Annotated in this window: 22 protein-coding genes; 14 read left to right on the top strand and 8 right to left on the bottom strand. The window is 67.7% G+C overall.

Going from position 1 to position 25821, the window contains the following annotated elements; all coding sequences use genetic code 11:
* From VQ065_RS28725 to wapR, 3 genes are all read left to right on the top strand, one after another.
* The gene (locus VQ065_RS28725; RefSeq protein ID WP_003095760.1) at positions 1 to 1419 is read left to right on the top strand and encodes a PIG-L deacetylase family protein; all 1419 of its coding nucleotides are present in this window, start codon (positions 1 to 3) and stop codon (positions 1417 to 1419) included.
* 72 nt (positions 1420 to 1491) lie between these two features.
* Complete coding sequence (locus VQ065_RS28720) at positions 1492 to 2448, top strand: glycosyltransferase family protein (RefSeq protein ID WP_003114548.1); 957 nt, start codon at positions 1492 to 1494, stop codon at positions 2446 to 2448.
* A 160-nt stretch (positions 2449 to 2608) separates the two neighbouring features.
* Positions 2609 to 3493, top strand: coding sequence for an alpha-1,3-rhamnosyltransferase (wapR, locus tag VQ065_RS28715; protein ID WP_003095756.1), 885 nt, complete (start codon positions 2609 to 2611; stop codon positions 3491 to 3493).
* A gap of 18 nt (positions 3494 to 3511) precedes the next feature.
* Here the strand turns inward: wapR and waaL are convergent, their stop codons facing one another.
* Positions 3512 to 4717, bottom strand: coding sequence for an O-antigen ligase WaaL (gene waaL, locus VQ065_RS28710; protein ID WP_003095754.1), 1206 nt, complete (start codon positions 4715 to 4717; stop codon positions 3512 to 3514).
* 7 nt (positions 4718 to 4724) lie between these two features.
* Positions 4725 to 5375 carry a toluene tolerance protein gene (locus VQ065_RS28705; protein ID WP_003095751.1) on the bottom strand — a complete coding sequence of 217 codons (651 nt, stop codon included), beginning with the start codon at positions 5373 to 5375 and terminating at the stop codon, positions 4725 to 4727.
* A 107-nt stretch (positions 5376 to 5482) separates the two neighbouring features.
* Here VQ065_RS28705 and msbA point away from each other — a divergent pair, with 107 nt between their 5' ends.
* The 4 genes from msbA (at position 5483) to VQ065_RS28685 (ending at position 11433) form a co-directional block, all read left to right on the top strand.
* The gene (msbA, locus tag VQ065_RS28700; RefSeq protein WP_003095749.1) at positions 5483 to 7294 is read left to right on the top strand and encodes a lipid A export permease/ATP-binding protein MsbA; all 1812 of its coding nucleotides are present in this window, start codon (positions 5483 to 5485) and stop codon (positions 7292 to 7294) included.
* Positions 7295 to 7334: 40 nt separating this feature from the next.
* Entirely contained in the window at positions 7335 to 8759 is a 1425-nt protein-coding gene (hldE, locus tag VQ065_RS28695; protein WP_003095747.1) for a bifunctional D-glycero-beta-D-manno-heptose-7-phosphate kinase/D-glycero-beta-D-manno-heptose 1-phosphate adenylyltransferase HldE, read from the top strand.
* A gap of 127 nt (positions 8760 to 8886) precedes the next feature.
* Positions 8887 to 10176, top strand: a complete 1290-nt coding sequence (locus VQ065_RS28690) for an acyl-CoA dehydrogenase family protein (protein WP_003095744.1) — start codon at positions 8887 to 8889, stop codon at positions 10174 to 10176.
* Between the two features lie 48 nt (positions 10177 to 10224).
* Positions 10225 to 11433 carry an acyl-CoA dehydrogenase family protein gene (locus VQ065_RS28685; RefSeq protein WP_003095742.1) on the top strand — a complete coding sequence of 403 codons (1209 nt, stop codon included), beginning with the start codon at positions 10225 to 10227 and terminating at the stop codon, positions 11431 to 11433.
* A 24-nt stretch (positions 11434 to 11457) separates the two neighbouring features.
* Here VQ065_RS28685 and VQ065_RS28680 read toward each other — a convergent pair whose 3' ends face one another.
* The 4 genes from VQ065_RS28680 to VQ065_RS28665 form a co-directional block, all read right to left on the bottom strand.
* Positions 11458 to 12378 (bottom strand): hypothetical protein, encoded by a 921-nt coding sequence (locus VQ065_RS28680; protein WP_003095741.1) that lies wholly within the window; start codon positions 12376 to 12378, stop codon positions 11458 to 11460.
* Between the two features lie 168 nt (positions 12379 to 12546).
* Positions 12547 to 13359 (bottom strand): aldo/keto reductase, encoded by an 813-nt coding sequence (locus VQ065_RS28675; RefSeq protein WP_003095738.1) that lies wholly within the window; start codon positions 13357 to 13359, stop codon positions 12547 to 12549.
* Positions 13356 to 14531, bottom strand: coding sequence for an NAD(P)/FAD-dependent oxidoreductase (locus tag VQ065_RS28670; protein ID WP_003095737.1), 1176 nt, complete (start codon positions 14529 to 14531; stop codon positions 13356 to 13358). The genes VQ065_RS28675 and VQ065_RS28670 overlap by 4 nt, the downstream gene beginning before the upstream one ends.
* A gap of 60 nt (positions 14532 to 14591) precedes the next feature.
* Positions 14592 to 14924 (bottom strand): DMT family transporter, encoded by a 333-nt coding sequence (locus tag VQ065_RS28665; RefSeq protein ID WP_003095735.1) that lies wholly within the window; start codon positions 14922 to 14924, stop codon positions 14592 to 14594.
* Between the two features lie 84 nt (positions 14925 to 15008).
* Here VQ065_RS28665 and VQ065_RS28660 point away from each other — a divergent pair, with 84 nt between their 5' ends.
* Positions 15009 to 15893 carry a LysR family transcriptional regulator gene (locus VQ065_RS28660; RefSeq protein ID WP_003109888.1) on the top strand — a complete coding sequence of 295 codons (885 nt, stop codon included), beginning with the start codon at positions 15009 to 15011 and terminating at the stop codon, positions 15891 to 15893.
* A 35-nt stretch (positions 15894 to 15928) separates the two neighbouring features.
* Positions 15929 to 17206, top strand: a complete 1278-nt coding sequence (gene waaA / locus VQ065_RS28655; RefSeq protein WP_003095729.1) for a lipid IV(A) 3-deoxy-D-manno-octulosonic acid transferase — start codon at positions 15929 to 15931, stop codon at positions 17204 to 17206.
* Positions 17207 to 17254: 48 nt separating this feature from the next.
* Here the strand turns inward: waaA and VQ065_RS28650 are convergent, their stop codons facing one another.
* Positions 17255 to 17854, bottom strand: a complete 600-nt coding sequence (locus tag VQ065_RS28650) for a helix-turn-helix domain-containing protein (protein WP_340080497.1) — start codon at positions 17852 to 17854, stop codon at positions 17255 to 17257.
* A 77-nt stretch (positions 17855 to 17931) separates the two neighbouring features.
* Positions 17932 to 19878 carry an oxidoreductase gene (locus VQ065_RS28645; RefSeq protein ID WP_003095725.1) on the bottom strand — a complete coding sequence of 649 codons (1947 nt, stop codon included), beginning with the start codon at positions 19876 to 19878 and terminating at the stop codon, positions 17932 to 17934.
* A gap of 173 nt (positions 19879 to 20051) precedes the next feature.
* Between VQ065_RS28645 and VQ065_RS28640 the strand changes: the two genes are divergently transcribed.
* The 5 genes from VQ065_RS28640 (at position 20052) to VQ065_RS28620 (ending at position 25748) form a co-directional block, all read left to right on the top strand.
* The gene (locus VQ065_RS28640) at positions 20052 to 21143 is read left to right on the top strand and encodes an ABC transporter substrate-binding protein (protein WP_003095722.1); all 1092 of its coding nucleotides are present in this window, start codon (positions 20052 to 20054) and stop codon (positions 21141 to 21143) included.
* 76 nt (positions 21144 to 21219) lie between these two features.
* Positions 21220 to 21867 carry a TetR family transcriptional regulator C-terminal domain-containing protein gene (locus tag VQ065_RS28635; protein ID WP_003095720.1) on the top strand — a complete coding sequence of 216 codons (648 nt, stop codon included), beginning with the start codon at positions 21220 to 21222 and terminating at the stop codon, positions 21865 to 21867.
* A gap of 117 nt (positions 21868 to 21984) precedes the next feature.
* The gene (aruR, locus tag VQ065_RS28630; protein WP_003095718.1) at positions 21985 to 22719 is read left to right on the top strand and encodes a two-component system response regulator AruR; all 735 of its coding nucleotides are present in this window, start codon (positions 21985 to 21987) and stop codon (positions 22717 to 22719) included.
* 3 nt (positions 22720 to 22722) lie between these two features.
* Entirely contained in the window at positions 22723 to 23499 is a 777-nt protein-coding gene (locus VQ065_RS28625) for a substrate-binding periplasmic protein (protein ID WP_003095716.1), read from the top strand.
* Positions 23496 to 25748: an ATP-binding protein gene (locus VQ065_RS28620; RefSeq protein ID WP_014603514.1), complete on the top strand. Its 2253-nt coding sequence runs from the start codon at positions 23496 to 23498 to the stop codon at positions 25746 to 25748. Before VQ065_RS28625 ends, VQ065_RS28620 begins: the two co-directional genes overlap by 4 nt.
* Positions 25749 to 25821: the final 73 nt, after the last annotated feature.

Below are 25821 nucleotides of genomic sequence, written 5' to 3'. Positions count from 1 at the left end.
ATGAGCGCACGCAAGCAGCAGTTGCTCAAGCGTCATCGACGCAACAAGCGGATCGGCCTACTGGTTGCGCTGCTGGCATTGCTGGCCGTCGGTCTGCTGGTCAGCCCCTGGTTGTTGCCGATCCTCCTCGTGGCCCTGTGGGTCGCCCACGAAGCCTGGTTCGCCGATCACCTGTTCTATTCGCCGGGCGAGGACTACCGCTACCGTTTCGCGGAAGGGGTCGAGTCGCTGCCGGTACGCCTGGCGGATGGCCGTCTGCGAGTCGACGGCGAGCTGCGCGAAGGCGATACGCTGGTGCTTGGCATCGGCGTGCGCGCTGGCTGGCTGGGGCGTTTCCTCGAACCCTCGGTGCTGCTGGAAGGTGGCGCGGAGGCCGATGCCCAGGCTTTCGAACGTGGGGTGAACGGCTTGCGCTACCTGAACCTGACGGGACTGGCCGGGCCGCTGGGCGAGGGCCGGATTCGCCTGCGCGGCCGGCATTGCCGGTTGGTCGGCGAACCGACCCTGTGGCGTGCGCGCCATCCCGATTACCGTGAGCGGCGGGTGATGGTCATCGCTCCGCATGCCGACGACGCCGAGCTGGCCGCCTTCGGCCTCTACAGCCAGGCATGCGAGGCCTGGATCGTGACCCTGACCGCCGGCGAGATCGAAACCGAGCATTACCGCCGCATGGGCCTCGACGGAATAGCTGCGGCGCGCCTGAAGGGCCGCCTGCGCGCCTGGGATAGCCAGGCCGTGCCGGCGTGGGGTGGGGTGCCGGCCGAGCGCTGCGTGCAACTGGGTTATTTCTGCCTGCAATTGCCTGCCATGCAGGCGAACCCGGGCGAGGTGGTACCGTCCCGTGAGGCCGATCTCGCCGATATCCGTCCGTTCCGCCAGTTCAACCGCCTGCGCCTGGCCAGCGATGCCGACGGCCTGTCGACCTGGAACAATCTGCTGGCCGATCTCCGCGAGCTGATCCTGCTGGCACGTCCCGAGGTCATCGTCCTGCCTCATCCGCATTTCGATCCGCACCCGGACCATGTCCGCGCCCAGGAGGCCGTGCGCGAGGCGCTCCAGGGGCTGGACTGGCAGCCGCAGGCATTGTTGCACTATGCCAATCACCTGCACGACAACGATCGCTGGCCGATGGGCGATGCGCACATGGGGGTCAGCCTGCCGCCGCTGACCGAAGAATGCTCGCCGTTGCTGCCATGGACGCTGGCGCTGGAGCGCACGCGCCAGGTGGACAAGGCCATGGCCTTGGGCATGATGCACGACCTGCAACCCAGGCCGCCGTTCAAGCGCCGTCTGCGCCGCCGTCTGCAGGGCTGGCTCGCCGGGCGTCGCTGGCCGGCATACGGCGAGGACGAGTTCATGCGCAAGGCGGTGCGTCGGCACGAGTTGTTCTGGGTGGAGTCGCTGGACGGGGAGGCATGATGCTTGGGTCGAGCGTTCGGCAAGGTTCGAGCCGCCATGCTGCTTCGGAGCAGCCGCGAGGATGAAGGTCTGATGAAAGTTCTGTTTCTGGTCCAGAAAGAGCAGCGAGCGATCCTGGATCGCCTGTACGACGGCATCGCCGCCCATTGCGAGTGCGATACCCGCTGGCTGAGCAGCGAGGAGCAGGCCGACCTGCGCGGCTACTTCCGCAAGCACGTGGATGTCTCGCGCTACGACCGCATCCTGTTCTTCCTCCGTTTCAAGAAGGAAATGCGCCAGGTCCGCTTCATCCGCAGCGTGCCCAACCTGGTGATCCTCGAGCACGATGCCTACCAGAACTACATTCCCTGCAAGTACACCGGCAAGTTCAGCGCCCATTACCGGCGCCTGCCCTGGGCACGGGTGATCAGTTCGGGCCATACGGTCAGCGAACGCCTGCGCCAGGAGGGATTCGACGCGGTATTCGTGCCCAAGGGCTACGACCAGACCCTGTTGCATGACCTGGGCCTGGCGCGCGATATCGAGCTGGGCTTCGTCGGCAGTACCGGCAGCGTGGCCTACAGTGGACGCAAGGCGCTGCTCGACGAGTTGGGCGGAGTGGAGAACCTGCTGGTGACCAAGACCAAGTCCGGCGAGGAGTACCTGCGCACGCTCAACCGCATCCGTTTCTTCGTCAGCGCGGATGTCGGCATGGGCGAATACATGATCAAGAATTTCGAGGCGATGGCCTGCGGTTGCGTACTGCTGGCCTACGACCAGGGCGAGCGGGAAAACGAGGCCTTGGGTTTCCGGGACATGGAGAATATCGTGCTGTATCGCTCGGTGGCGGACATCCAGGAAAAGCTCGCGATCCTGCGCCTCGACACGGCCCTCGCCGAGCGGATCGCGCGAAGCGGCCAGGCGCTGGCCATCGAACGATTCAGCTTCGCCGCTGTCGGTCAGAGTATCGTCGAGGCCATGCGGCCCGCGTTGCGCGAGCCGGAGCGTCCCGGATGGCTGGAGAAGACCTGGCGACGTATTTTTACCTGAGAGTAGCAGCCGAAAAGAGCTGGGGCTTCAGGCGTGTTTGCTATTGTTCAGCTTGTTTTTCCGGGCTGGGGGGAGGTGTAGGACCGATGAAGATCGCAGGATCGCTCATGCATGTCTGGCGCTTTGAATGGGGACGTGAAGGACAGGTAAGGTTGTAGTTATGGCGCTCGTCGATGATGGTTCGCAGCCATTGGTTTCCGTGATCATCGCTTCCTATAACCACGAAAAGTACATAGAAGCGAGCATCGCCAGCGTGGCTGCGCAGACATACCGCAACGTGGAGCTGCTGGTGGTGGACGATGGTTCCAGCGATGGCAGCGTCGAGCTTTTGCGCGGGCTCCAGGCGAAGTATGGCTTCGACCTCAGGGTCCAGCAGAACCAGGGACTGTCGAAAACGCTCAACGAGGCGATCGCCAGGGCCAGGGGAAATCTCATCGTGCCTTTCGGTTCGGACGACATCATGTTGCCGCAACGCCTGGAGAAACAGGTGGCACACATGTGGGACAAGCCCGAGGTAGGTATCTGCGCGGGCAATATCGAGATCATCGACTCCAATGGCCGGGTCATGCCGGGTAAGGAGCAGCGCAAACGCGACCTGCCTTTCCGCCGTCTCGACTTCGATGACCTGTTCCTGGACCGCAAGCCGGGCCCGATGGCGCCCACCCTGATGTTCCGGCGGGAAGCCCTGGAGAAGGTCGGCGGTTTCGATCCGGACATACGCCTGGAAGATGTCTACATCGAACTGGCGGTAACCAAGGCTGGCTACGTCATTGACATTCTTGGCGAGGTCCTCGCCCAGTACCGCAAGCATCCCACCAATACGTACAAGAACGCCCGTTTCATGGTGGACAACGTATTCAAGACGTACAGCCAGTTCAGCGATCACCCCGATTACGAGCAGGTGATCATGCGCTTCCGCAATTCGATGTTCCTCAAGTGCTCGAACCGGGACAAGGTGCTGGCCCGGGAGCTGCTCTCCGGCTTGCCGCTGAAGTACTGGAACGAGAAGACCTTCCGCGGCATTGCGCGGCTGTTCTTCTCCTGACCGCTGATACCGCCGCGCTCAAGGCGCGGCGATATCTTCACCGCGCCTGCTGGCGGCGAACCTTTGCTGGATCCACAGCGCATACAGCAGCGCCATGGGAATCCAGATCAGGAACCAGTGTTCCTTGGGACGGGGCAGGAAGGCGTTGCCCTCCGTGAGTCCGGCTGCCAGGCCGAACACCAGCCAGGTCGAGGCTAGCAGAACGGCTGGAGACTTCCGGTTTTTCCAGGAGAAGGCGAAGGCCAGGGCGTAGATCGCCACCCACAGCAGGAGCCCGATGATCCCTCCAGCGAAAAGCACACCCAGTTCGATGTTGTGCGGGTCGGCGAGCAGCATGCCGTTGCTCAGGACGATTCGCATCGGATGATCGTAGCCGTGTCCGAGCCATGGATGCTCGCCGATCTGGCGTAGGGCGTCGGCCCAGATTTCCGGGCGGAACGATGCCCCTCTCTGGGTGAACACTTCCGGGTACAGGATGTAGCCCAGTAGCGCTCCAGCCAGAGCGAGTGCCAGGGCGATGAGGGCCTTTTTCCTGTCTCCGGCCAGGACCAGCCACATAAGGGCTGCTGTGAGCCCTACCAGGGGAGTACGCGAACCGGTCGCGATGAGAAGGCCACCGAGCAGCGCCAGAGAAATCAGTGGCAAGGGGGCCAGGATAGGGCGCGACTGCATCCAATAAGCCAGCCAGAATGCCGTGAAGGCGCCATAGACATGGGCACTCAGTAATGGGTTATAGAGAGCGCCATAACCGGTAAGGCGCAGCGGGTTGGCGTCCCAGTAGTATTGCAGCAAGGTGGCTGCCGCGGAGATCACCGCGCCAAGGGCTGCCAGCCAGGTCACGGTCTTGAGGCGGAGGGGGGCTTCGAGCGCCAGGATGGCGGCGCAGAAGAACAGGAGAGCGATGTACAGGGGGCGCTTGAGCAGCGAGCCGGTGGAGTTCTCGGGGGCCGACCAGGACAGGCTCAGCATCATGTAGCTGCTGAAGGCGAGGAAGGCGATGAACAGCGGCGAGCCCATTAGCGGGCGAAGCAGACGCGGTTGCAGTATCACGTACAGTAGCGTCGGTGCCGCCAGGAGGATATAGAAAAGGCGATGGTAGTCGGAACGGTCGCCGACCCAGAACATTCCGGTGAGCAGGGCCAGCCAGCCCAGCGGCAGGATCCAGTGGCTGAGGATGCGGCTGGTATCGTGGCGAAGACGGGTCAGTCGGGTAGCTGCGAACATTCCTTGCTCAATCCAGTTGCAGTTGCTTGAGGAGCTGCTCGAGTGTCCAGTGGACCTGGCTGCTGCGGAGATAGGCCTTGAGCACCAGGTGCTCGCTGTCGTCGAGGAACCAGGTTCGATCCTGTTCGTAGCGCAGCAGGTGCTTGAAATTGCGAATGCGCTGGGCGGCGCTGAGCGCCGAGCGCTGGACCCGCAGGTCGGCGATGTCGATCAGGCCCATCCGGCCTTCCGGCGTGCGCACCACGTTGCCCAGGTGCAGCGAGCGGAAGTACACCCCCTTGGCGTGCAGCACGGCGATCAGCTCGCCCAGTTGCGTCCGGACTGTATCGCCGCACTCCGGGTCGTTGCGGTCGAGTTGGCGGAGGGTCTGCCCCGGTAGCGGCTCGTAGTGCACCGCGTCGCGCTGGATATGTGGGATCCGCAGTACGTCCAGCACCTTCGGGCAGACGATGCCGCGCCGCGCCAGTTCGCTGGCATTGCGGGCGAAGCGCTCCGCATAGGGGAACAGGGCTGCGGAGGAAATCAGGCGCTTGCGGCGAAACAGCTTGAGGAAGGACCCGTCGCGCAGACGCAGTACCTTGTCCCCATGACCATCGGCTTCCAGCACTTCTGCGTTGTCACGCAACTGCAAGTAGGAGGGGTAGTCTATGACTCGCATGCGAGCTCCTGAACGAACGGCCCGCCATCTTACCCCAACACGCCTTCCAGGCAGAGTGATGGAGGTCCTGTGCTACACTCCGGGACCTTTTCAGCATGTAAGAAACCATGAGCGATAGTCCTCAGAATCCCGGACCTTCCAGTCTCAAGATCTATTTCCGCCTGTTGGGCTACGTGAAGCCCTACATCGGAATGTTCCTACTCAGCATCGTCGGTTTCCTGATCTTCGCGTCGACCCAGCCGATGCTGGCGGGCATCCTCAAGTATTTCGTCGACGGCCTCTCCAATCCTGACGCGGCATTGTTTCCGAATGTGCAGTGGCCCTGGTTGCGCGACCTGCACCTGGTCTACGCGGTGCCGTTGCTGATCATCCTGATCGCTGCCTGGCAGGGGCTGGGCTCGTTCCTCGGCAACTTCTTCCTGGCCAAGGTTTCCCTGGGGCTGGTGCATGACCTGCGGGTCGCCCTGTTCAACAAGCTGCTGGTGCTGCCGAACCGCTATTTCGACACGCACAGCTCCGGCCACCTGATCTCGCGCATCACCTTCAACGTGACCATGGTTACCGGAGCGGCCACGGATGCCATCAAGGTGGTGATCCGTGAAGGCCTGACCGTGGTCTTCCTGTTCCTCTACCTGCTGTGGATGAACTGGAAGCTGACCCTGGTGATGCTGGCGATCCTGCCGGTCATCGCGGTGATGGTGACTACTGCCAGCCGCAAGTTCCGCAAGCAGAGCAAGAAGATCCAGGTGGCCATGGGCGACGTCACCCACGTCGCCTCGGAAACTATCCAGGGCTACCGGGTGGTGCGCAGCTTCGGCGGCGAAGCCTATGAAGAGAAGCGCTTCCACGACGCCAGCCAGAGCAATACCGACAAGCAGTTGCGGATGACCAAGACCGGCGCGGTCTACACGCCGATGCTGCAATTGGTGATCTACGTCGCCATGGCGATACTGATGTTCCTCGTGCTGTGGCTGCGCGGGGACGCCTCGGCCGGCGACCTGGTGGCCTATATCACCGCGGCGGGCCTTTTGCCCAAACCGATCCGCCAGCTTTCCGAGGTCAGTTCCACGGTCCAGCGCGGCGTCGCCGGCGCCGAGAGCATCTTCGAGCAGCTCGACGAAGCGGCGGAGGAAGACCAGGGGAGCGTCGAGAAGGAGCGGGTCAGCGGGCGCCTGGAAGTGCGCAACCTGAGCTTCCGTTATCCCGGAACCGACAAGCAGGTGCTGGATGACATCAGTTTCGTCGCCGAACCCGGGCAGATGATCGCCCTGGTCGGCCGTTCCGGTAGCGGCAAGTCGACCCTGGCCAACCTGGTTCCGCGCTTTTATCAGCACAATGACGGCAAGATCATGCTTGATGGCGTTGAGGTCGAGGATTATCGCCTGCGTAACCTGCGCCGCCACATCGCCCTGGTGACCCAGCAGGTCACGCTGTTCAACGACAGCGTGGCCAACAACATCGCCTACGGCGACCTGGCTGGCGCGCCGCGCGAGGAAATCGAGCGGGCGGCGAAGGCTGCCAACGCCAAGGAATTCATCGACAACCTGCCGCAAGGCTTCGACACCGAGGTCGGCGAGAATGGCGTGCTGCTTTCCGGCGGCCAGCGCCAGCGTCTGGCGATCGCCCGGGCGCTGCTCAAGGACGCGCCCCTGCTGATCCTCGACGAGGCGACCTCGGCGCTGGACACCGAGTCGGAGCGGCATATCCAGGCGGCGCTGGACGAAGTGATGAAAGGGCGCACCACCCTGGTGATCGCCCACCGCCTGTCGACCATCGAGAAGGCCGACCTGATCCTGGTGATGGACCAGGGGCAGATCGTCGAGCGCGGCAGCCACGCCGAGCTGCTGGCGCAGAACGGCCACTATGCGCGGCTGCACGCGATGGGACTGGATGAGCAGGCGCCGGCGCCTGTCGGCTGATAAACTGGGCGTCTGCCCCGAGAGGTTGTTTGGAGTTCCCATGAAGTTGTCCATGCCCCGTTTCGACCAGGCCCCGGTGTTGGTGGTCGGTGATGTGATGCTTGACCGCTACTGGCATGGCGCGACTTCGCGCATTTCGCCGGAGGCCCCGGTGCCGGTGGTCCGCGTCGAACAGCACGAGGACCGCCCCGGCGGCGCCGCCAACGTCGCGCTGAACATCGCCGCGCTGGGCGCACAGGCCTTGCTGGTCGGCGTCACCGGCCGCGACGAGGCCGCCGACAGCCTGGCCAACAGCCTCAAGGCCGCTGGAGTGGACGCGCGCTTCCAGCGCATCGATAGCCAGCCGACCATCGTCAAGCTGCGGGTCATGAGTCGTCACCAGCAACTGCTGCGGGTCGACTTCGAGGAACCGTTCCGCACCGACGCGGCGGCCCTGGCCGTGGACGTCGAGTCGCTGCTGGCCAAGGTCAAGGTGCTGGTGCTGTCCGACTACGGCAAGGGCGCGCTACAGAACCACCAGGTGCTGATCCAGGCGGCGCGGGCGCGCAACATTCCGGTACTGGCCGATCCCAAGGGCAAGGACTTCGCCATCTATCGCGGCGCCAGCCTGATCACCCCGAACCTGTCCGAATTCGAGACCATCGTCGGCCGTTGCGCCGACGAAGCCGAACTGGTCGCCAAGGGCCAGGCGCTGATGAGCGAACTCGACCTCGGCGCCTTGCTGGTGACCCGCGGCGAGCATGGCATGACCCTGCTCCGCCATGGCCAGCCGGCCCTGCACCTGCCGGCGCGGGCGCGGGAAGTGTTCGACGTCACCGGTGCCGGCGATACGGTCATCTCCACCCTGGCCGCGGCGCTTGCCGCCGGCGAGGAGCTGCCGTCCGCGGTGGGCCTGGCCAACCTGGCCGCCGGCATCGTGGTCGGCAAGCTGGGTACCGCGGCGATCAGCGCGCCCGAACTGCGTCGCGCGGTGCAGCGCGAGCAGGGTTCCGAGCGTGGCGTGCTGGGCCTGGAGCAACTGCTGCTGGCAATCGAAGACGCCCGCGCCCACGGCGAGAAGATCGTCTTCACCAATGGCTGCTTCGACATCCTTCACGCCGGCCACGTGACCTACCTTGAACAGGCGCGCGCCCAGGGCGACCGCCTGATCGTCGGGGTCAACGACGACGCCTCGGTCACTCGCCTGAAGGGCGTTGGCCGGCCGATCAACTCGGTGGACCGGCGCATGGCGGTACTCGCCGGGCTCGGCGCGGTGGACTGGGTGGTGAGCTTCGCCGAAGACACTCCCGAGCGCCTGCTCGAGCAGGTGCGTCCGGACGTGCTGGTCAAGGGCGGCGATTACGGCGTCGAGCAGGTGGTCGGCGCGCAGATCGTCAAGGCTTACGGCGGCGAGGTACGGGTGCTCGGCCTGGTGGAGAACAGCTCCACCACCGCCATCGTCGAGAAGATCCGCCAGAAAGGCTGAGCCTTTCCCCGGCCGGTCGCCCCTGGCGGATGACTGGCTGGTCTGACAACTCCCTTCGGCGAGACGGTCATAGGCGCTGCCCATGCGGCGGCGCATGATCCGGGCATCCCATCCTGCGTGGAGCAAGATGCCCATGAGCACCGATGTACAGGGCCGTGCCCTAGCTGTACTGAACCGTGTCGCCCAGGCCGACTGGCCGGATCGCTTCAATCTTCGCAAACCCTTCGAGAAACTGCTCTACAGCGGCAGCCGTACCGGCTTCCGCCTGGCCAGCGAGCGTTCGGCGAAGCAGGCGAAGGGACCGCGCAAGGCCGATCCGGACGGGTTGTTCGACCTGTCGTTCTCCGACGACCAGCAGATGCTGGTGGACATGCTCGAAGGCTTCGCCCTGGAGGTGTTGCGTCCGCTGGCTCATGACGCGGATGCCGAGGCCAGCCTGCCTGCGGAACTGCTCAACCAGGCGCTGGAGCTGGGCCTGACCCACTATGGGGTCGGCGAGGTGCACGGCGGCATGGCCGGTGAGCGCACCACGGTGACCACTGCCCTTATCGCCGAGGCCCTGGCCAAGGGCGACCTGTCGCTGGCGGCGGCCCTGCTGGTGCCGTTGTCGGCGGCCAACTGCATCCGCCGCTGGGGCAGCCCCTCGCAGCAGGCGCAGTGGCTGCCGGCGTTCGTCAGCGAAGAGGGGGCGCCGCTCACCGCCATCGCGGTCAACGAGCCGAGTCTGCTGTTCGACCCGCAGAAACTGGCGACCCGCGCCCGGCGCAAGGGCAGTCACTACCTGCTTTCCGGAGAGAAATGCCTGGTCCTGCGCGGCCTGGAGGCCAGCCGCCTGATCGTCGCGGCGAAGACCGACGAGGGGCCTGCGCTGTTCCTGGTGGAAGCCTCCGCCAAGGGCGTCGAGCGACGTGCCGAGCCGGCGATGGGACTGAAGGCCGGCGGCACCGCCCGGTTGCGCCTGAAGAGCGTCAAGGTGCCGGCGGACAACCGCCTGGCCGCCGAGCATTTCGACTACCGGGCCTTCCTCGATCACGCGGCCCTGGTCTGGTGTGCCCTGGCGCTGGGCACCGGGCAGGCGGCGCTGGACTACGTGATCGCCTACTGCAACGAGCGCGAGGCCTTCGGCGAGCCGATCAGCCATCGCCAGGGGGTCGCCTTCATGGTCGCCGACATCGCCATCGAACTGGACGCCATGCGCCTGATGGTCTGGCGCGCCTGCGCCCTGGCCGAGCGCGGCCAGCCGTTCCAGCGCGAGGCTTACCTGGCGCGTCTGCTGTGCGCCGAGAAGGCGATGAAGATCGGCACCGACGCCGTGCAACTGCTCGGCGGCCACGGCTTCACCAAGGAGCATCCGGCCGAGCGCTGGTACCGCGACCTGCGCGCGGTAGCGCTGATGGCCGGCGGCCTGCACCTGTGAACCCGAGCGAGTGCGCGGTCCGCCGCGACGAGTGAACGAGGAATCGACATGTACCTGGAAACCCCGAAGAAATTCCGCAGCCTGGCTAACCAGGCGCATCAGGTCGCGGAAAACTATTTCCGGCCGATCTCGCGCAAGTACGACAAGGCCGAACACGCCTATCCGAAGGAGCTGGACCTGCTCGCGGCCTTGCTGGACGGCATGAACAGCGGCTCGCCCGAGGCTGTCGGCGCGACCTCGGCGAGCAAGCGCGCCGGCAAGCAGGTAGAGGAGGGCATCAAGAACGGCGGCAACCTGTCGGCATTGCTCGGCGTGATGGAACTGTGCTGGGGCGACGTCGGCCTGCTCCTGGCCATGCCGCGCCAGGGGCTGGGCAACGCGGCGATCGCCGCGGTGGCCAACGAGGAGCAGTTGCAGCGCTTCGGCGGCACCTGGGCGGCGATGGCGATCACCGAGCCGGGCTGCGGCTCGGACTCGGCGGCGATTCGCACCACCGCGACCCAGGATGGCGACCACTATGTACTGAACGGCGAGAAGATTTTCGTCACTTCCGGCGAGCGGGCCGATGCCGTGGTGGTCTGGGCCACCCTGAACCGCAACCTGGGGCGGGCGGCGATCAAGTCCTTCGTGGTCGAGAAGGGCACGCCGGGGATGACCGTGACGCGCCTGGAGAAGAAGCTCGGGATCAAGGCTTCGGATACCGCTTCGATCAGTTTCAATGATTGCCGGGTGCCGGCCGCGAACCTGCTGGGCAACGCCGAGGTCGACGTGCAGAAGGGTTTCGCCGGGGTCATGGAGACCTTCGACAATACCCGCCCGCTGGTGGCCGGCATGGCCGTCGGGGTGGCCAAGGCGGCGCTGGACCGGACCCGCGAATTGCTGAAGAAGGCTGGCTGCAAGTTCGACTACAGGAAACCGCTGCTCACCGTCAGCCACGCCGAGGCCACTCTCTATCGCCTGGAGGCGGAGTGGGAGGCAGCGCGCCTGTTGACCTTGAAGGCGGCATGGATGGCCGACAACAAGCTGCCCAACTCGAAGGAAGCGTCCATCGCCAAGGCCAAGGCTGGACGGGTGGCCAACGAGATCACCCTGAAGTGCGTGGAGCTGGCTGGCGCCCTCGGCTACGCCGAGGATGAGCTGTTGGAGAAGTGGGCGCGGGACTCGAAGATCCTCGACATCTTCGAGGGCACCCAGCAGATCCAGCTGCTCATCGTCGCTCGCCGCCTGCTCGGCAAGTCTTCCAGCCAGTTGAAGTAGAAAGGGCGGCAAAGCCCGCCCGGTTCAGGCGCTGGCGCGGTCGCGCCCACCGCCGGCCTGGTCGCCGTTGCTGGATGGCCACAGTGCCAGCCAGTCGCGGAAACGGATGCGTTCCTCATGCACCAGCCAGCCGTCCTGTACGGCAAAGCTCTCGGCCAACCACAGGCCGCGGGTGGCCGCAGGGCGCAACTGGCCCTTGCGCAGGGTGAACAGGTCGCTGGTGGGGCGCCCCTGGTCCAGCGGCAGCAGGTAGAGATCGGGGCGCCGACGGTCCAGGCGCGCCACCAGCGGACCGCTCTCGAGCCGCTCGTCGACATGGTAGAGGCTCGGCTCGCGCGCATCGCGCGGCAGCTCCAGGCGCATGTCGTAGACCAGTTGCAGCGAGGCCGTGGGCAGGTGTACGTAGGCGCGTGGGCGCTCCAGCAAGCGCAGGCTGCCGGCTTGCACCGGACGGGCGGCGCCGGACAGCGGGGTGAGGACGAAGTGGCTGTTCTCCCGGTAGCGCAGCGAACCCTGGTAGGGCGTCGGCAGCCAGGTGTCGCCGAAGCGCCCGCCGAGCCAGCCGCCGGCGGTCTCCACCAGGCATTCCTCGGCGACTTCCTGGATCGCCGTGAGCAGCGGCAGGTTCAGTTCGTGGGCCGGTACGTAGCCGGAGATCAGCTTGAGCACGGTATCGCCGCGGTCCAGCCGGCGCTGACGGACCAGCACCCAGTAGTCGCGGCCCTGCCAGTTCAGGGTCAAGCGCACCGAGACCCCCAGGTTGGCCAGCTCGGCGACGAAGCGCTGCGGGTCGGCTACCTCCATGCGGCGGCGGCGTACGAGCATCTGCTGGAAGTTCAGCGGCAGGCCGAGGGCCTGGTAGACCAGCCCGTCCGGGGAGGCCTCCACCAGCAGCGGCAGGGTCTTGAAGGCGGACGGATCCTTGCGGGCGAGCATACGGGGCATACGGGGCTCCTTGTCGGGTCATCGCGCCGGGGCGGGACGGAGGCTCACGTTCGATGCACCGGCCACCGGAGGCGAGGGCGGCAGGCAGGATACGGCTCGTTCGGGAGGAACATGGCAGCGGAATGCACCGCGGGTGTCAACCCGCGGATGTTGCAGCCGATGTATGGTTCAGGCCTTTTTCAGGGCTTGCGCGGCCATCGCGACATTATGGGCCAGGTGCAGCGGATTGATGGTGCCGACGATGGCGGCGGCGACGCCCGGCTGGTCGAAGACCAGTTCGAAGCTGGCGCGCACCGGGTCCTGTCCGGCGCCCAGGCAGGCATGCCCGCTGGCCAGCGCCTTCTTCACCAGGATGCCCTTGGCATGGGCCGCGGCGTACTCGATGACCGGGCGCTCGGCGCGCTCGTTCAGGTTGTAGGTGACCATCGCGCAATCGCCCTCGCGCAGGGCGCGCAGGCCACCTTCGACGGTCTTGCCGGAGAGTCCGTAGGCGCCGATCAGGCCCTCGCGCTTGAGCGCGGCGAGAGTCGGGTAGACCTCGCTGTTCTCGAGGATGTCCAGGTCGTTGCCATCGGAATGCACCAGCACCAGCTCGATCCGCTCGGTCTCCAGGCGCTTCAGGCTGCGTTCGACGGAGCGCCGGGTATGCGTGGCGGAGAAGTCGAAGACTGACTGGCCGTCGACGAACTCTTCGCCGACCTTGCTGACGATCACCCAATGCTCGCGCTGGCCGCGCAGCAGCGGGCCGAGGCGTTCCTCGCTGCGGCCGTAGGCCGGGGCGGTGTCGATCAGGTTGATGCCGAGGTCGCGGGCCAGGGCCAGCAGGTCGGCGGCTTCGCGGTCATCGGGGATGGTGAAGCCGGAAGGGTACTTCACTCCCTGGTCGCGGCCGAACTTGACGGTGCCCAGGCCCAGGGGCGAAACGGCCAGGCCGGTGTCGCCCAGCGGGCGGTGCAGGTCGTGGAGGGTATCCCTGATCATGCGAAGGCTACCTCCCAGGCCGGTTCGGCGAGCGGCGGACGCGGCAGTTGCGGCAGCGCGGCATGTTCGCTGGGGCGGATGCCGTCTTCTTCCAGGCGGGCGCAGACCCGGTCGGCGAAGTCAGGGGCCAGCGCCAGCTTGGTCGGCCAGCCGACCAGCAGGCGTCCCTGTTCGGCGAGGAAGGCGTTGTCCGGGCGCAACAGGTTGGACTGTGCCGGCTCGGCGCGATCCACCCGCAAGGTGGCCCATTGCGCCTGGCCGAGGTCGATCCAGGGCAGCAGCTTTGCCAGTTCGCGGCGTGCTTCGGCGATCTGCGCGGCTTCGTCGCGGGCCACGCCATCGGCTTCGGCGATGTCGCCGCCGAGGTACCAGACCGACTGGCCGTCGCGGGTCGGATGGGTGGTCACGGTGATCCGTGGCTTCGGCCCGGCCCCCAGGCAGTGGGCGTACAGCGGTTTCAGGGTCGCCGCCTTGACCATCACCATGTGCAGCGGCCGCCGCTGCATGGCCGGTTGTTCCAGGCCCAGTTCGCGGAGCAGCGCCTCGTTGCCGGCACCGGCGCTGAGCACCACGCGCTGGGCACGGATCTCCCGGCCGTCGACGCGCAGGCCGGCCAGTTCCCGGCCTTCGCGCAGCGGTTCGATGCGCTCGCCGGCGAGCAGGCTGTCGCCGGCCAGTTCCGCCAGGCGGCGAATCAGGTCGGGGACGTCGAAGACGATTTCCGTGAGGCGGTAGGCCTTGCCCTTGAACCCCTTGTCGCGCAGCGCCGGAGGCAAATCCTCGCCCTTGGCCTGCTCGACCCGGCTGCGCACCGCCTTGCTGGCGAAGAAGCTGGTAAGGCTGCCGGCCAGGCCGCCCGGCGACCACAGGTAGTGCGCCTCGGAAAGCAGGCGTACGCCCCGCAGGTCGAGTTCGCCGTCGCTGCCGAGACAGGCACGCCAGCGCCGCGGCATGTCGGCGATGGCTTCGGAGGCGCCGGTCAGGGCGCCATGCAGGGCGTACTTGGCGCCGCCGTGGATGATCCCCTGCGACTTCACGCTCTGTCCGCCGCCGAGGCTGGCGCTTTCCACCAGCACGGTGGCGTAGCCGGCCCGGCGCAAGCGGGCGTTCAGCCAGAGGCCGGCGATACCGCCGCCAACGATGAGGATGTCGGTGGAAAGGGCTTGGGGCATGGGGCTGCCTTATCGGGAACGGAAAGGGCGCAGTATACAACCTGCGCCCGCGCCGGTCGTTCAGTGCCCCGAAGCGCGGGAGAACAACTGGATCACCAGCACGCCGGCGATGATCAGGCCGATACCGAGGAGGGCCGCGGGGTCCAGGCGCTGGCCGTAGACGAACATCGCCACCAGGCTGACCAGGACGATGCCGAGCCCGGACCAGATGGCGTAGACCACGCCGACCGGCAGGGTGCGCATGACCAGCACGAGCATGCTGAAGGCGAGCACGTAGCCGCCCACCACCAGCAGCAACGGCAGTGGCTTGCTGAATCCGGCGACGGCTTTCAGCGAGGTGGTGGCGACCACTTCGGCGGCGATGGCGATGGCGAGGTAGAGATAGTTGGTCATGGTGGGGGCCTCCGGAAACTGCGGCCATTCTAGGGAGCCGGCGGATGGGATAAAGTCGTTACCTATCTGTATTGGAGATAGGTTATGCAGTGGAACCTGGAGCAGATCCGCCTGTTCGTCAGCGTCGCCGAGCGCCAGTCGTTCTCTGCCGCCGCCCGCGAACTGAAGCGGGTGCAATCGGCGGTGAGCAACGGCATCGCGCTGCTGGAGGCGGACCTCGGCGTCACCCTGTTCGAACGCAGCAGCGGACGCCAGCCGCGCCTGACCGACGAGGGTCGGGTGCTGCTGGCGGAGGCGCGCGAGGTGCTGCGCCAGTGCGAGCGCCTGCAGGGGCGCGCGCTGGGCCTGGCGCGCGGCGAGGAGCCGCGGCTGCGCCTGGCCCAGGACGAGGCGATGCCTTACCAGCCGGTGCTGGACAGCCTGGAAGCGCTGGCGCAGCGCTTTCCCAGTCTGGAGGTGCAGGTGTCCAGCGGCGGCCAGGGTGACGTGACCCGTCGTTTGCTCGAGGAGCAGGCTGACCTCGGCCTGCTGTTCCACCATGAGCGCATGCCTGAGTCGCTGGAGCGGCGGCGCCTCGGTAGCGTCGAGATGGTCACGGTGTGCGGCGCCGGCCACCCGCTGGCCGGGCTGCAACGGGTCAGTCGCCGCGAGCTGGCACAGCACCGGCAACTTTTGATCGTGCCCCAGCAGAGCGGCTATCCGGGCGGCGAGCAGATCAGCCCGCAGGTGTGGCGGCTGGACAGCTTCTATTCCATGGCCGAGTTGCTGATGCGCAACCTCGGCTGGGCCTGGCTGCCGCGGCACGTGGTGCAGTACCCCACCTACGATCGGCTGATGGTGGAGCTGACCAGCGACTGGACGCCGCCGTCGCTGGTGGTCGAACTGGTCTGGCGGCGCAACGAGGTGCTCGGCCCGGCGGCGGCCTGGCTCGGCGAAACCTTCACCCGCCACCTGCGCGCCATCGGCTGAGCCGGTCGGCGGGAGTTTTGCTAAGCTGCGCGCCCATGAACCGTACCCTCTATACCCTGCTGTTCCACTTCGGCTTGCCGCTGGTGGCGTTGCGCCTGTGGTGGCGCGCGCGCCAGGCGCCGGCCTACGCCAAACGCATCGGCGAGCGTTTTTCCCTGTCCTTGCCCGAGGTGCCGCCCGGCGGCATCTGGGTGCACGCCGTCTCGGTGGGCGAGAGCATCGCTGCCGCGCCGATGGTGCGGGCGCTGCTGGAGCGCCATCCGCAGCTGCCGGTCACCGTCACCTGCATGACCCCGACCGGCTCGGAGCGCATCCGCGCATTGTTCGGCGAGCAGGTCCGGCACTGCTATCTGCCCTACGACCTGCCCTGGGCGGCGGCGCGCTTCCTCGACCGGGTGCGGCCGCGCCTGGCGGTGATCATGGAAACCGAGCTGTGGCCCAACCATATCCATGCCTGCGCCGTGCGCGGGATCCCGGTGGCGCTGGCCAATGCGCGCCTGTCCGAGCGCTCGGCGCGTGGCTACGCGCGCTTCGCCGGGCTGACCCGGCCGATGCTCGCCGAGCTGTCCTGGATCGCCGTGCAGACCGAGGCCGAGGCCGAGCGCTTCCATCGTCTCGGCGCGCGTCCTGAGTGCGTCAGCGTGACCGGCTCGATCAAGTTCGACCTGCGCATCGACCCGCAGCTGCCGCTGGCCGCTGCCGCCCTGCGCGAGGAATGGGACGCGACGGCGCGACCGCTGTGGATCGCCGCCAGCACCCATGCCGGCGAGGACGAGATCGTCCTGGCAGCCCACCGGCGCCTGCTGGAAACGCGTCCCGACGCGTTGCTGATCCTGGTGCCGCGCCATCCGGAACGCTTCGCCGGCGTCCACGAGCTATGCCGCCGCGAAGGCTTCGCCACGGTCCGGCGCTCCGGCGGCGAGCCAGTGGCACGCGCGACCCAGGTGCTGCTCGGCGATACCATGGGCGAGCTGCTGTTCCTCTATGCCCTGGCCGACATCGCTTTCGTCGGCGGCAGCCTGGTGCCCAACGGCGGGCACAACCTGCTGGAGCCGGCGGCCCTGGGCAAGCCGGTGTTCGCCGGTCCGCACCTGTTCAACTTCCTCGACATCGCCGCGCAATTGCGCGACGCCGGGGCGCTGCTCGAGGTGACGGATGCCGGCGAGCTGTGCGACGGCCTCACGCGCCTGTGGGCGCAGCCGGAGGTCGCGACGGCCATGGCCACTGCCGGAGAGAAGGTGCTGCGCAACAACCAGGGCGCCCTGGAGCGGCTGTTGGCGGGGTTGGCGCGGTTGCTCGAGCGCGGCGGGTAGCGCCCGCCCCGTCGGCGCTCCCCTGGCCCTGCATCGCGACAGGCCGTTTCAGAACGTCGGCGGGGTGATCACCCAGAGCACCAGGGTATCGCTGTCGCCTGGGTTGCCGTAGCGATGCGGTTCCTGGCTGGAGTAGCTGAAGCTGTCGCCCTCGCGGAGCTGGAAATGGCGGTCGCCGACCCAGAGTTCGAAGATTCCGCTGAGGATGTAGCCGGCTTCCTCGCCCTCATGGCTGTAGCTCTGCTGGCTGTAGGTGCCCGGCGGGAAACGCGAGTGGAGGATCTCCAACTGGCGGCTGGGCTGCGGGGTGAGCAGTTCGTCGATGATGCCGTCTTCGTAATGCACGCTCATGCGCGTGTTGCGCCGCACCACGTAGCCGGCGTCCGCCGGGTCCACCGCGGCCTCGCTGGCGAAGAACCACTGGAGGGTCACGCCGAGGCTGCGGGCGATGTTGAACAGCGCCGGAATCGACGGATACGCCAGGTTGCGTTCCAGTTGGCTGATGTAGCCGGCGGTGAGTTCGCTCTGTGCGGCCAGCTCGGCCAGGGTCAGGCCGCGGCGCTTGCGCAGGCCGCGGATGCGGGTGCCGAGGAAGTGCGTTTCGCTGCGGGGCGTGTCGGTGGCGTCCGGCGGTGACGGGCGGGGCATGCGGCGGGGTCCTGGCTGCGTTTGCGGCATTCTAGGGGCTGGGCCGGGACCCGTCGAGGGAGCCGCGGCCGCGCCGCTCAGATGCTCCAGGCGGCCTTGAGCCCTTCGTAGATCGCCTCCTCGGCGGTGCGGGGGGCCAGGCAGTCGCCGATCCGCAACACCTCCGCCAGGCCGTGCAGGCTGTCGGCCAGGCGGTCCACCGGCTGGTGGCCCTGGCATAGCACCAGGGTATCGACCTCCTCGAACAGCATCGCCTCGCCGCTGGCGCTGTGCTGCATGTACACCGTGGTATCGTCGCAGCCGTACAGGCGGGCGTAGGGCGTGACCGGGATACCCAGGCGGTGCAGTTCGCCGGCCAACTGGTCGCGCACGTACAGCGGCAGGCTCTCGCCGCAGTGGGTGCCGTTCACCGCCAGGCGCACCTGGTGGCCCTCGCGTACAAGCTTTTCCGCGATACCGGGGCCGATCCAGTCGCCCCGCCAGTCGGTGACCAGCACCGAACGACCGACCCGCACCTCGCCGCGCAGCACCTGCCAGGCATCCACCACCTGTAGCTCGCCGCCGCGCTCGAAAGGCGGCCAATAGGGTTCGGCGCCGGTAGCGACGATCACCAGGTCCGGCCGTTCGCGCTCCACCAGCGCGCGGTCGACCGGCGTGTTGCGGCGTACCTCGACGCCGGCCAGTTGCATCTCCCGTTGCAGGTTGGTGGAGGCGCCGCCGAATTCGGCGCGGCGCGGCAGCAGTTGCGCCAGGTTGACCTGGCCGCCGAGCTGGGCGCCGGCCTCGCAGAGCACTACCTCATGGCCGCGCTGTGCCGCCACCGCCGCCGCCTTCATCCCCGCCGGGCCGCCGCCGGCGACCAGCACGCGCTTGCGCCGCGAGGGCGGATTGGGCGTTGCGTAGGTCAGCTCGCGGCCGGTTTCCGGGTGCTGGATGCAGGAGATCGGATAGCCTCGGTGGAAATGTCCGATGCAGGCCTGGTTGCAGGCGATGCAGGCGCGCACGTCGTCGCTGCGCCCGGCCTCGGCCTTGTTCGGCATCTGCGGGTCGCAGATCAGCGCGCGGGTCATGCCGCAGACGTCGGCCTGGCCTCGGGCGAGGATGGCCTCGGCCTCCTGGGGCTGGTTGATGCGCCCGGTGACGAACAGCGGGATCGCCAGGCGCGCCTTGAAGGTACCGGCTTCGCGGGCCAGGTAGGCCGGCTCGATGGCCATCGGCGGGACGATATGGATGGCGCCGCCGAGGGAGGCCGAAGTGCCGGCGACGATGTGCAGGTAGTCCAGCTCGCCCTGGACCGCCTCGGCCGCCTGCAGCGACTCGCTTTCGCTGAGACCCTCGGGGTCGCGCTCGTCGGCGGACAGGCGCAGGCCGACGATGAAGTCCTCGGAGGTGGCCGCGCGCACCGCCGCCAGCACTTCGCGGAGGAAACGCAGGCGGGCATCGAGGTCGCCGTTGTAGCCATCCGTGCGGCGGTTCACCCGCGGGTTGAGGAATTGCGCCGGCAGGTAGCCATGGCTGGCGACCACCTCCACCCCGTCCAGCCCTGCCTGGTGCAGGCGGCGCGCGGCGGCGGCGTAGCCGGCGACGATCTCGTCGATCAGCGGCTGGTCGAGTTCGCGCGGCATCACCCGGAACCGTTCGTTGGGCGAGGCCGAGGCGGAATAGGCCACCGCCAGCAGGCCGTCGGCGGACTCCATGATCTCGCGCCCGGGATGGAAGATCTGCGACAGCACCACGCAGCCTTCGGCGTGGCAGGCCTCGGCGACCCGCCGGTAGCCGGGGATGCAGGCATCGTCGGTGGCCATCAGCACGTGCGAGGTGTAGCGCGCGCTGTCGTGGACCCCCGCCACCTGCATGACGATCAGTCCGGCGCCGCCGCGGGCCCGGGCGCGGTGATAGGCGACGAGTGGCTCGTTGACCAGGTTGTCGGTAGGCATCGACGTGTCGTGGCCGCTCGACATGATGCGGTTTTTCAGGCGTTTGCCCCGGATTTCCAGGGGGCTGAACAGGTGCGGGAAATTCACGGTTGGCGTCCTTCTTGTTGTTCTCGCGGCGCGCTTCAGAAACAGGATATGAATTTACCATCAGTAAAAAATCAACTTGTTTTTTTAAAATCGACTGGATAGTTTCTGTCCCGTGGCCGCTTCCCGGCGGCTCGCTGCGATCCACTCCACAACAAGAACAAGAGGAGACGCACATGAACCGTTCCTTTCCATTGCGCCGCGCGGCCAGCGCCCGTCCGCATCCGGTTTTTCCTTGCCGCGTCCTGCTCGGCGCCGTCCTGCTGGCGTTCGGCGGCCTCGCGCCTGTCCAGGCCGATGATGGCCTGGTGGTGGTCGGCTACGGCGGCGCCGGACAGAAGGCCCAGGAGGTGGCGTTCTTCCAGCCGTTCACGCAGCAGACCGGGATTCCCGTAGTGCAGAGCGAGTACAACGGCGAGATGGCCCGGATCAAGGTGATGGCCGACACCGGTCACGCCGACTGGGACCTGGTCCAGGTCGAAGGGCCGGATCTGGCGCGCGGTTGCGACGACGGCCTGTTCGAGCGTCTGGACTGGCAGGCCATCGGCGGCAAGCAGCAGTTGATCGCCAATGCCGCCCAGGAATGCGGTTCCGCCGCGCTGGTCTGGGGCGTGGCGATCGGCTACGACGCCGACCGGCTGCAACAGCCGCCGGCCTCCTGGGCCGACTTCTGGGACGTCCAGCGCTTCCCCGGCAAGCGCGGCCTGCGCAAGCGGGCGATCTACAACCTGGAGTTCGCCCTGCTCGCCGACGGCGTGCCACGCGAGCAGGTCTATCCGCTGCTGGCGACCCGCGCCGGTGCCGACCGTGCCTTCGCCAAGCTGGGCCAGCTCAAGCCCTACATCCAGTGGTGGGAGGCGGGAGCGCAGCCGGCGCAGTGGCTGGCCGCCGGCGACGTGGTGATGACGTCCACCTACACCGGGCGCATCGCCGACGCCCACCGCGCGGGGCGCAACCTGGCCCTGGTATGGCCGGGCAGCCTGTACGGCATGGACTACTGGGCGGTGGTCAAGGGTTCGAAGCGCGGCGCCGAGGCGCGTCGCTTCATCGCCTTCGCCAATGCCCCGGATGCCCAGGTGCGCTACGTCGAGAACATTCCCTACGGGCCGACCAACCGCCAGGCCGCCCAGCGCCTGCCCGCGCAACTGGCGAGCTGGGTGCCGACCGCGCCGGCGAACCTGGAGCAGGGCCTGGCGATGGACGACGAATTCTGGGTCGAGCACGGCGAGGAGCTGGAGGAGCGCTTCAACGCCTGGGCCAGCCAGTGAGACGGGCGCCACGTAACCTGCGATCATCGGGGCTGCCCGCCGGTGGTCGCGGGCGACGAGCAGGAGCCGCGAAAGGATGAACCAGGAAGTGCGCTTTTCCCGTCTGGAACCAGAGCAGCGCAAGGCGCTGCTGATCGAGGCGACCCTGGCCTGCCTGAAGCGGCATGGCTTCCAGGGCGCCTCGGTGCGCAAGATCTGCGCCGAGGCCGGGGTATCGGTGGGCCTGATCAATCACCACTACGATGGCAAGGACGCGCTGGTGGCCGAGGCCTACCTGGCGGTCACCGGACGCGTCATGCGCCTGCTCCGCGGTGCCATCGACACCGCGCCGGGCGGCGCCCGCCCGCGGCTCTCGGCGTTCTTCGAGGCATCCTTCTCCGCCGAGCTGCTCGATCCGCAATTGCTCGACGCCTGGCTGGCGTTCTGGGGCGCGGTGGGCAGCATCGAAGCGATCGGGCGGGTCCACGACCATTCCTATGGCGAGTACCGGGCGCTGCTGGTCGGCGTGCTGCGGCAACTGGCGGAGGAGGGCGGCTGGGCGGACTTCGACGCGGAACTGGCGGCCATCAGCCTCAGCGCCCTGCTCGACGGGCTGTGGCTGGAGTCTGGGCTGAATCCCGCGACCTTCACGCCGCGGCAGGGCGTGCAGATCTGCGAGGCCTGGGTGGATGGCCTGGAGGCGGGCGCCCATCGCCGCTTCCGGCGTGCGACGGAAGCTTGTTGATCGTCCGTTCAGTAGTGGATAGGCTGCTGCTGGCAGCGGAAGGCGCCCCGGCCCCTTCCGCCCACCGTCCGACAACCCAGAACAAGAAACGCCCCGGCCCGCCGGAGGCGCAAGGTGATGGCGATGGTTCCGCGCGTATTGGTGGTCGACGACGACCCGGTGATTCGTGAGCTTCTCCAGGCCTATCTCGGCGAGGAGGGCTATGACGTCCTCTGCGCCGGCAACGCCGAGCAGGCGGAAGCCTGCCTTGCCGAGTGCGCCCATCTCGGCCAGCCGGTCGAGCTGGTGCTGCTGGACATCCGCCTGCCCGGCAAGGACGGCCTGACCCTGACCCGCGAGCTGCGGGTGCGCTCCGAGGTGGGGATCATCCTGATCACCGGGCGCAACGACGAGATCGATCGCATCGTCGGCCTGGAGTGCGGCGCCGACGACTACGTGATCAAGCCGCTGAACCCGCGCGAACTGGTGTCGCGGGCGAAGAACCTGATCCGCCGGGTGCGCCATGCCCAGGCCAGCGCCGGTCCCGCCCGGCAGGCCCTCAGGCAGTTCGGCGACTGGCTGCTGGACGCCGACCGGCGCCGCCTGATCGACCACGCGGGCAACGAAACCCTGCTCACCCATGGCGAATTCCAATTGCTCGGCGCCTTCCTGCGCAACAGCGGGCATACCCTGAGCCGCGACCAGTTGATGGACCAGATCCGCAACCGCGAGTGGCTGCCCAGCGATCGCTCCATCGACGTGCTGGTCGGCCGCCTGCGTCGCAAGCTGCGCGACGACCCGGCCGAACCGCAACTGATCATCACCATCCACGGCGCCGGCTACCTGTTCACCGCCGCGGCCAGCGACGCCTGAGCCATGCAGGCCCGCTGGCTGGCGCTCTGCGGATGGCTGCTGGGCGGCCTGGCACAGGCTGCGGAGACCATCCGCTATTGCGACTATCCGGTATACCCGCCGATCTCCTGGAGCGATGGCCAGCAGGTCCGGGGGCTGGCGCCGGAGCTGGTGAAGCGGCTGTTCGGCGCGCTGGGCTACCGGGTCGAGGTGGTGGTGCTGGGCAACTGGCGGCGCTGCCTGCTGGACGCCGCCGCCGGACGGGTCGACCTGGTACTGGCCTACCGCACGCCCGCGCGCGATCGCGACCTGGCGTTTTCCGCCGAGCCGGTGCTGCGCGAGGACGTGGCGATCTTCTACAACCGCCAGCGGCCGGTGCGCATCCGATCCCTCGGCGACCTCGCCGGCTATCGCGGCGGATTGTTGTTCGGCGAAAGCTACGGGGCGGACTTCGACCGCTTCGTCGGCCGCCACGGCAACGTCGAATGGGTTTCCGACAGCCGACAGAACTTCGGCAAGCTGGTGCGCCAGCGCATCGACTACATCGCCCACGAACGCCGCACCGGCACGCTGTTCGCCGAGCGCCTGGCCGGCGGCGAGAACATCCGTGCGCTGCCCGAACCGCTGACGGTGGACTACCTGCGGGTGGCGGTCTCGCGGCACTCGCCGCTGGCGGCGAAGATGGACGAGATCGACCGGGCCCTGCGTGGCTATCGCGACGACGGCAGCATCCAGCGTTGGCTGGACGACAGTGTGCGCGACTATCGGCGCCTCGCCGGCAACCGCGCGGACGCCTGGTGAGCGGCCGCGGCGGAGTGTTGGCGCGGCGCCTGCTGTGGCGGGTGCTGCTGTTCAGCCTGTGTTTCACTGTCCTCGCCGGCGCCGTGCAGCTGTTCTTCGAATACCGCCGCGAAATGCGTGAGATCGAGGCGCGCCTGGAACTGATCCGCAGCGGCTACCTGGCCAGCTTCGAGCGCAGCCTGTGGGATCTCAACCAGGAGCAGTTGAACGTGCAGTTGCGCGGCCTCGGGGATTTCCCCGACATCGCCCGTGTCAGTCTGCAAAGCGCCGACTTCAACCTGCTGCAGGGCGACCAGCGTCCACGCGGCCTGCTGCGGGTCGAGCGCTTTCCCTTGAGCTACCAGCCGCCGGGGGGCGAGCGTCGGCATCTGGGCGAGCTGGAGATCGCCATCGACCTGGCGGCGGTCTATCGCCGGCTGGCCTCCGGCGGCCTGGCCAGCCTCTTGTGGATGGGCAGTTTCCTTTGCGGCCTGGCGGTGGCCCTCAGTTGGCTGTTCCACAGCCTGGTCACTCGCCATCTGTGGCGCATGTCCGAGTTCGCTGGGCATATCGCCGAAGGCGACCTGCAACAGCCGCTGCGACTGGACAAGGCGGACCGCGAACGCGACGAGATCGACGCCGTCGCCACCGCCCTGGAGGACATGCGCCAGGCCTTGCGCACCGATCGCCGCCGGCGCGACGCCGACCGCGACGAGTTGCGTCGGCAGGTCGAGCGGCGCACCGCCAGCCTGCGCCGGGCGAAGGACCAGGCGGAAGCCGCCGACCGCGCCAAGAGCCGTTTTCTCGCGACCATGAGCCATGAGATCCGTACCCCGCTGAACGGCATCCTGGGCATGGCCGAGCTGCTGCGCGAGGCATCGCTCGGCGAGCGTGACCGCCAGCGCCTGCGGGCACTGGCGACAGCGGGGGAGGGACTGCTGGCGATCCTCAACGAGGTCCTCCACTTCGCCCGGCTGGAGGAAGCGGCGGATGTGCCGGAAGCGGTGGACTTTTCCTTGCGGAGCCTGCTCGAGGACGTCCTCACCCTGCTCGAACCACGGGCGCGGGAGAACGCCACACGGCTGGACCTGTGGCTGGACCCACAGGTTCATGACGGCCATCGCGGCGCCGAGCAGTTCCTGCGCCAGGTGTTGACCAACCTGCTGGGCAACGCGGTGAAGTTCACCGAGGCCGGCGAGGTGCGCGTTCGCATCGAGCGGCTGGCGCGCAGCGCAGGAAGCGAGCGCCTGCGGCTGAGCGTCGCGGACGATGGAATCGGCATTCCCGAGGAAATGCGCGAACGCATCTTCGAACGCTTCACCCAGGGCGGCGACGCCGTGACCCGCCGTTACGGCGGAACCGGCCTGGGCCTGGCGATCAGCAAGCGGCTGGTGGAAGCGCTGGGCGGGCGGATCGGCGTGGAAAGCCGGGTCGGCCAGGGCAGCACGTTCTGGTTCGAGATCGAGCTGGCGCTGGCGAGCTTGTCCGGCGCGACGCCGCCGGCGGCATCGGTGTCTGCGCTGGAGGTGCTGCTGGTGGAGGACGTAGCGCTCAACCGCGAGGTGGCCCAGGGCCTGCTCGAGCGGGACGGCCACCGGGTGATGCTGGCCGAGGATGCGGGGCCGGCCCTGGCGCTGTGCCGGCAGCGGCGCTTCGACCTGATCCTGCTGGACATGCACCTGCCGGGGATGGCTGGCCTCGAGCTTTGCGCCGGGATTCGCCGGCAGCTCGACGGCCTGAACCGCGCCACGCCGGTCTTCGCCTTCACCGCCAGCATCCAGCCGGACATGGTGCGTCGGTACTTCGCCGCGGGCATGCAGGGCGTGCTCGGCAAGCCCCTGCGGATGGACGAGCTGCGCCGCGCGCTGGGCGAGGTCGGCACCAGCGTGCCTGCGCTTGCGGCGGACGTCGCGCTGGACCGGCAAATGCTCGAGACCCACCGCCGCCTGCTGGGGCGGCACAAGCTCGCCGGACTGCTGGGCAACCTGCTGGGAAGCCTGGACGAGCAGTTGCCGCTGCTGGCCGAAGCCCTGGACCAGGTGGACTTGGCCGAGGCGGCGAACATCGCCCATCGCCTGTCCGGAAGCTGCCACTCCATGGGCCTGGTGGCGCTCGGCGCCGGCCTGGGCGAGCTGGAGCGCGAGGCCCTGGGCGCGGCCGGGGTCGACCCGCGAGCCTGGGGCGCACGCCTGGGTAGCCTGCGCCGCGACGGCGCCGAAGCCCTGCGCCGCGCCGGCTTCCTCGGCGAAGCCGACTCAGCGGCCGGTTGAGCGGCGCGGCGAACAACTTCCTTACAGCTTTTTACATCTTCGATCCGCGCGTTCAACGGCGTCTTACATCCGC

The organism is Pseudomonas sp. KBN10P06128, from assembly GCF_037574945.1.
Lineage (GTDB): Bacteria > Pseudomonadota > Gammaproteobacteria > Pseudomonadales > Pseudomonadaceae > Pseudomonas > Pseudomonas aeruginosa.
This window is presented reverse-complemented; position numbering and strand designations above follow the sequence as displayed.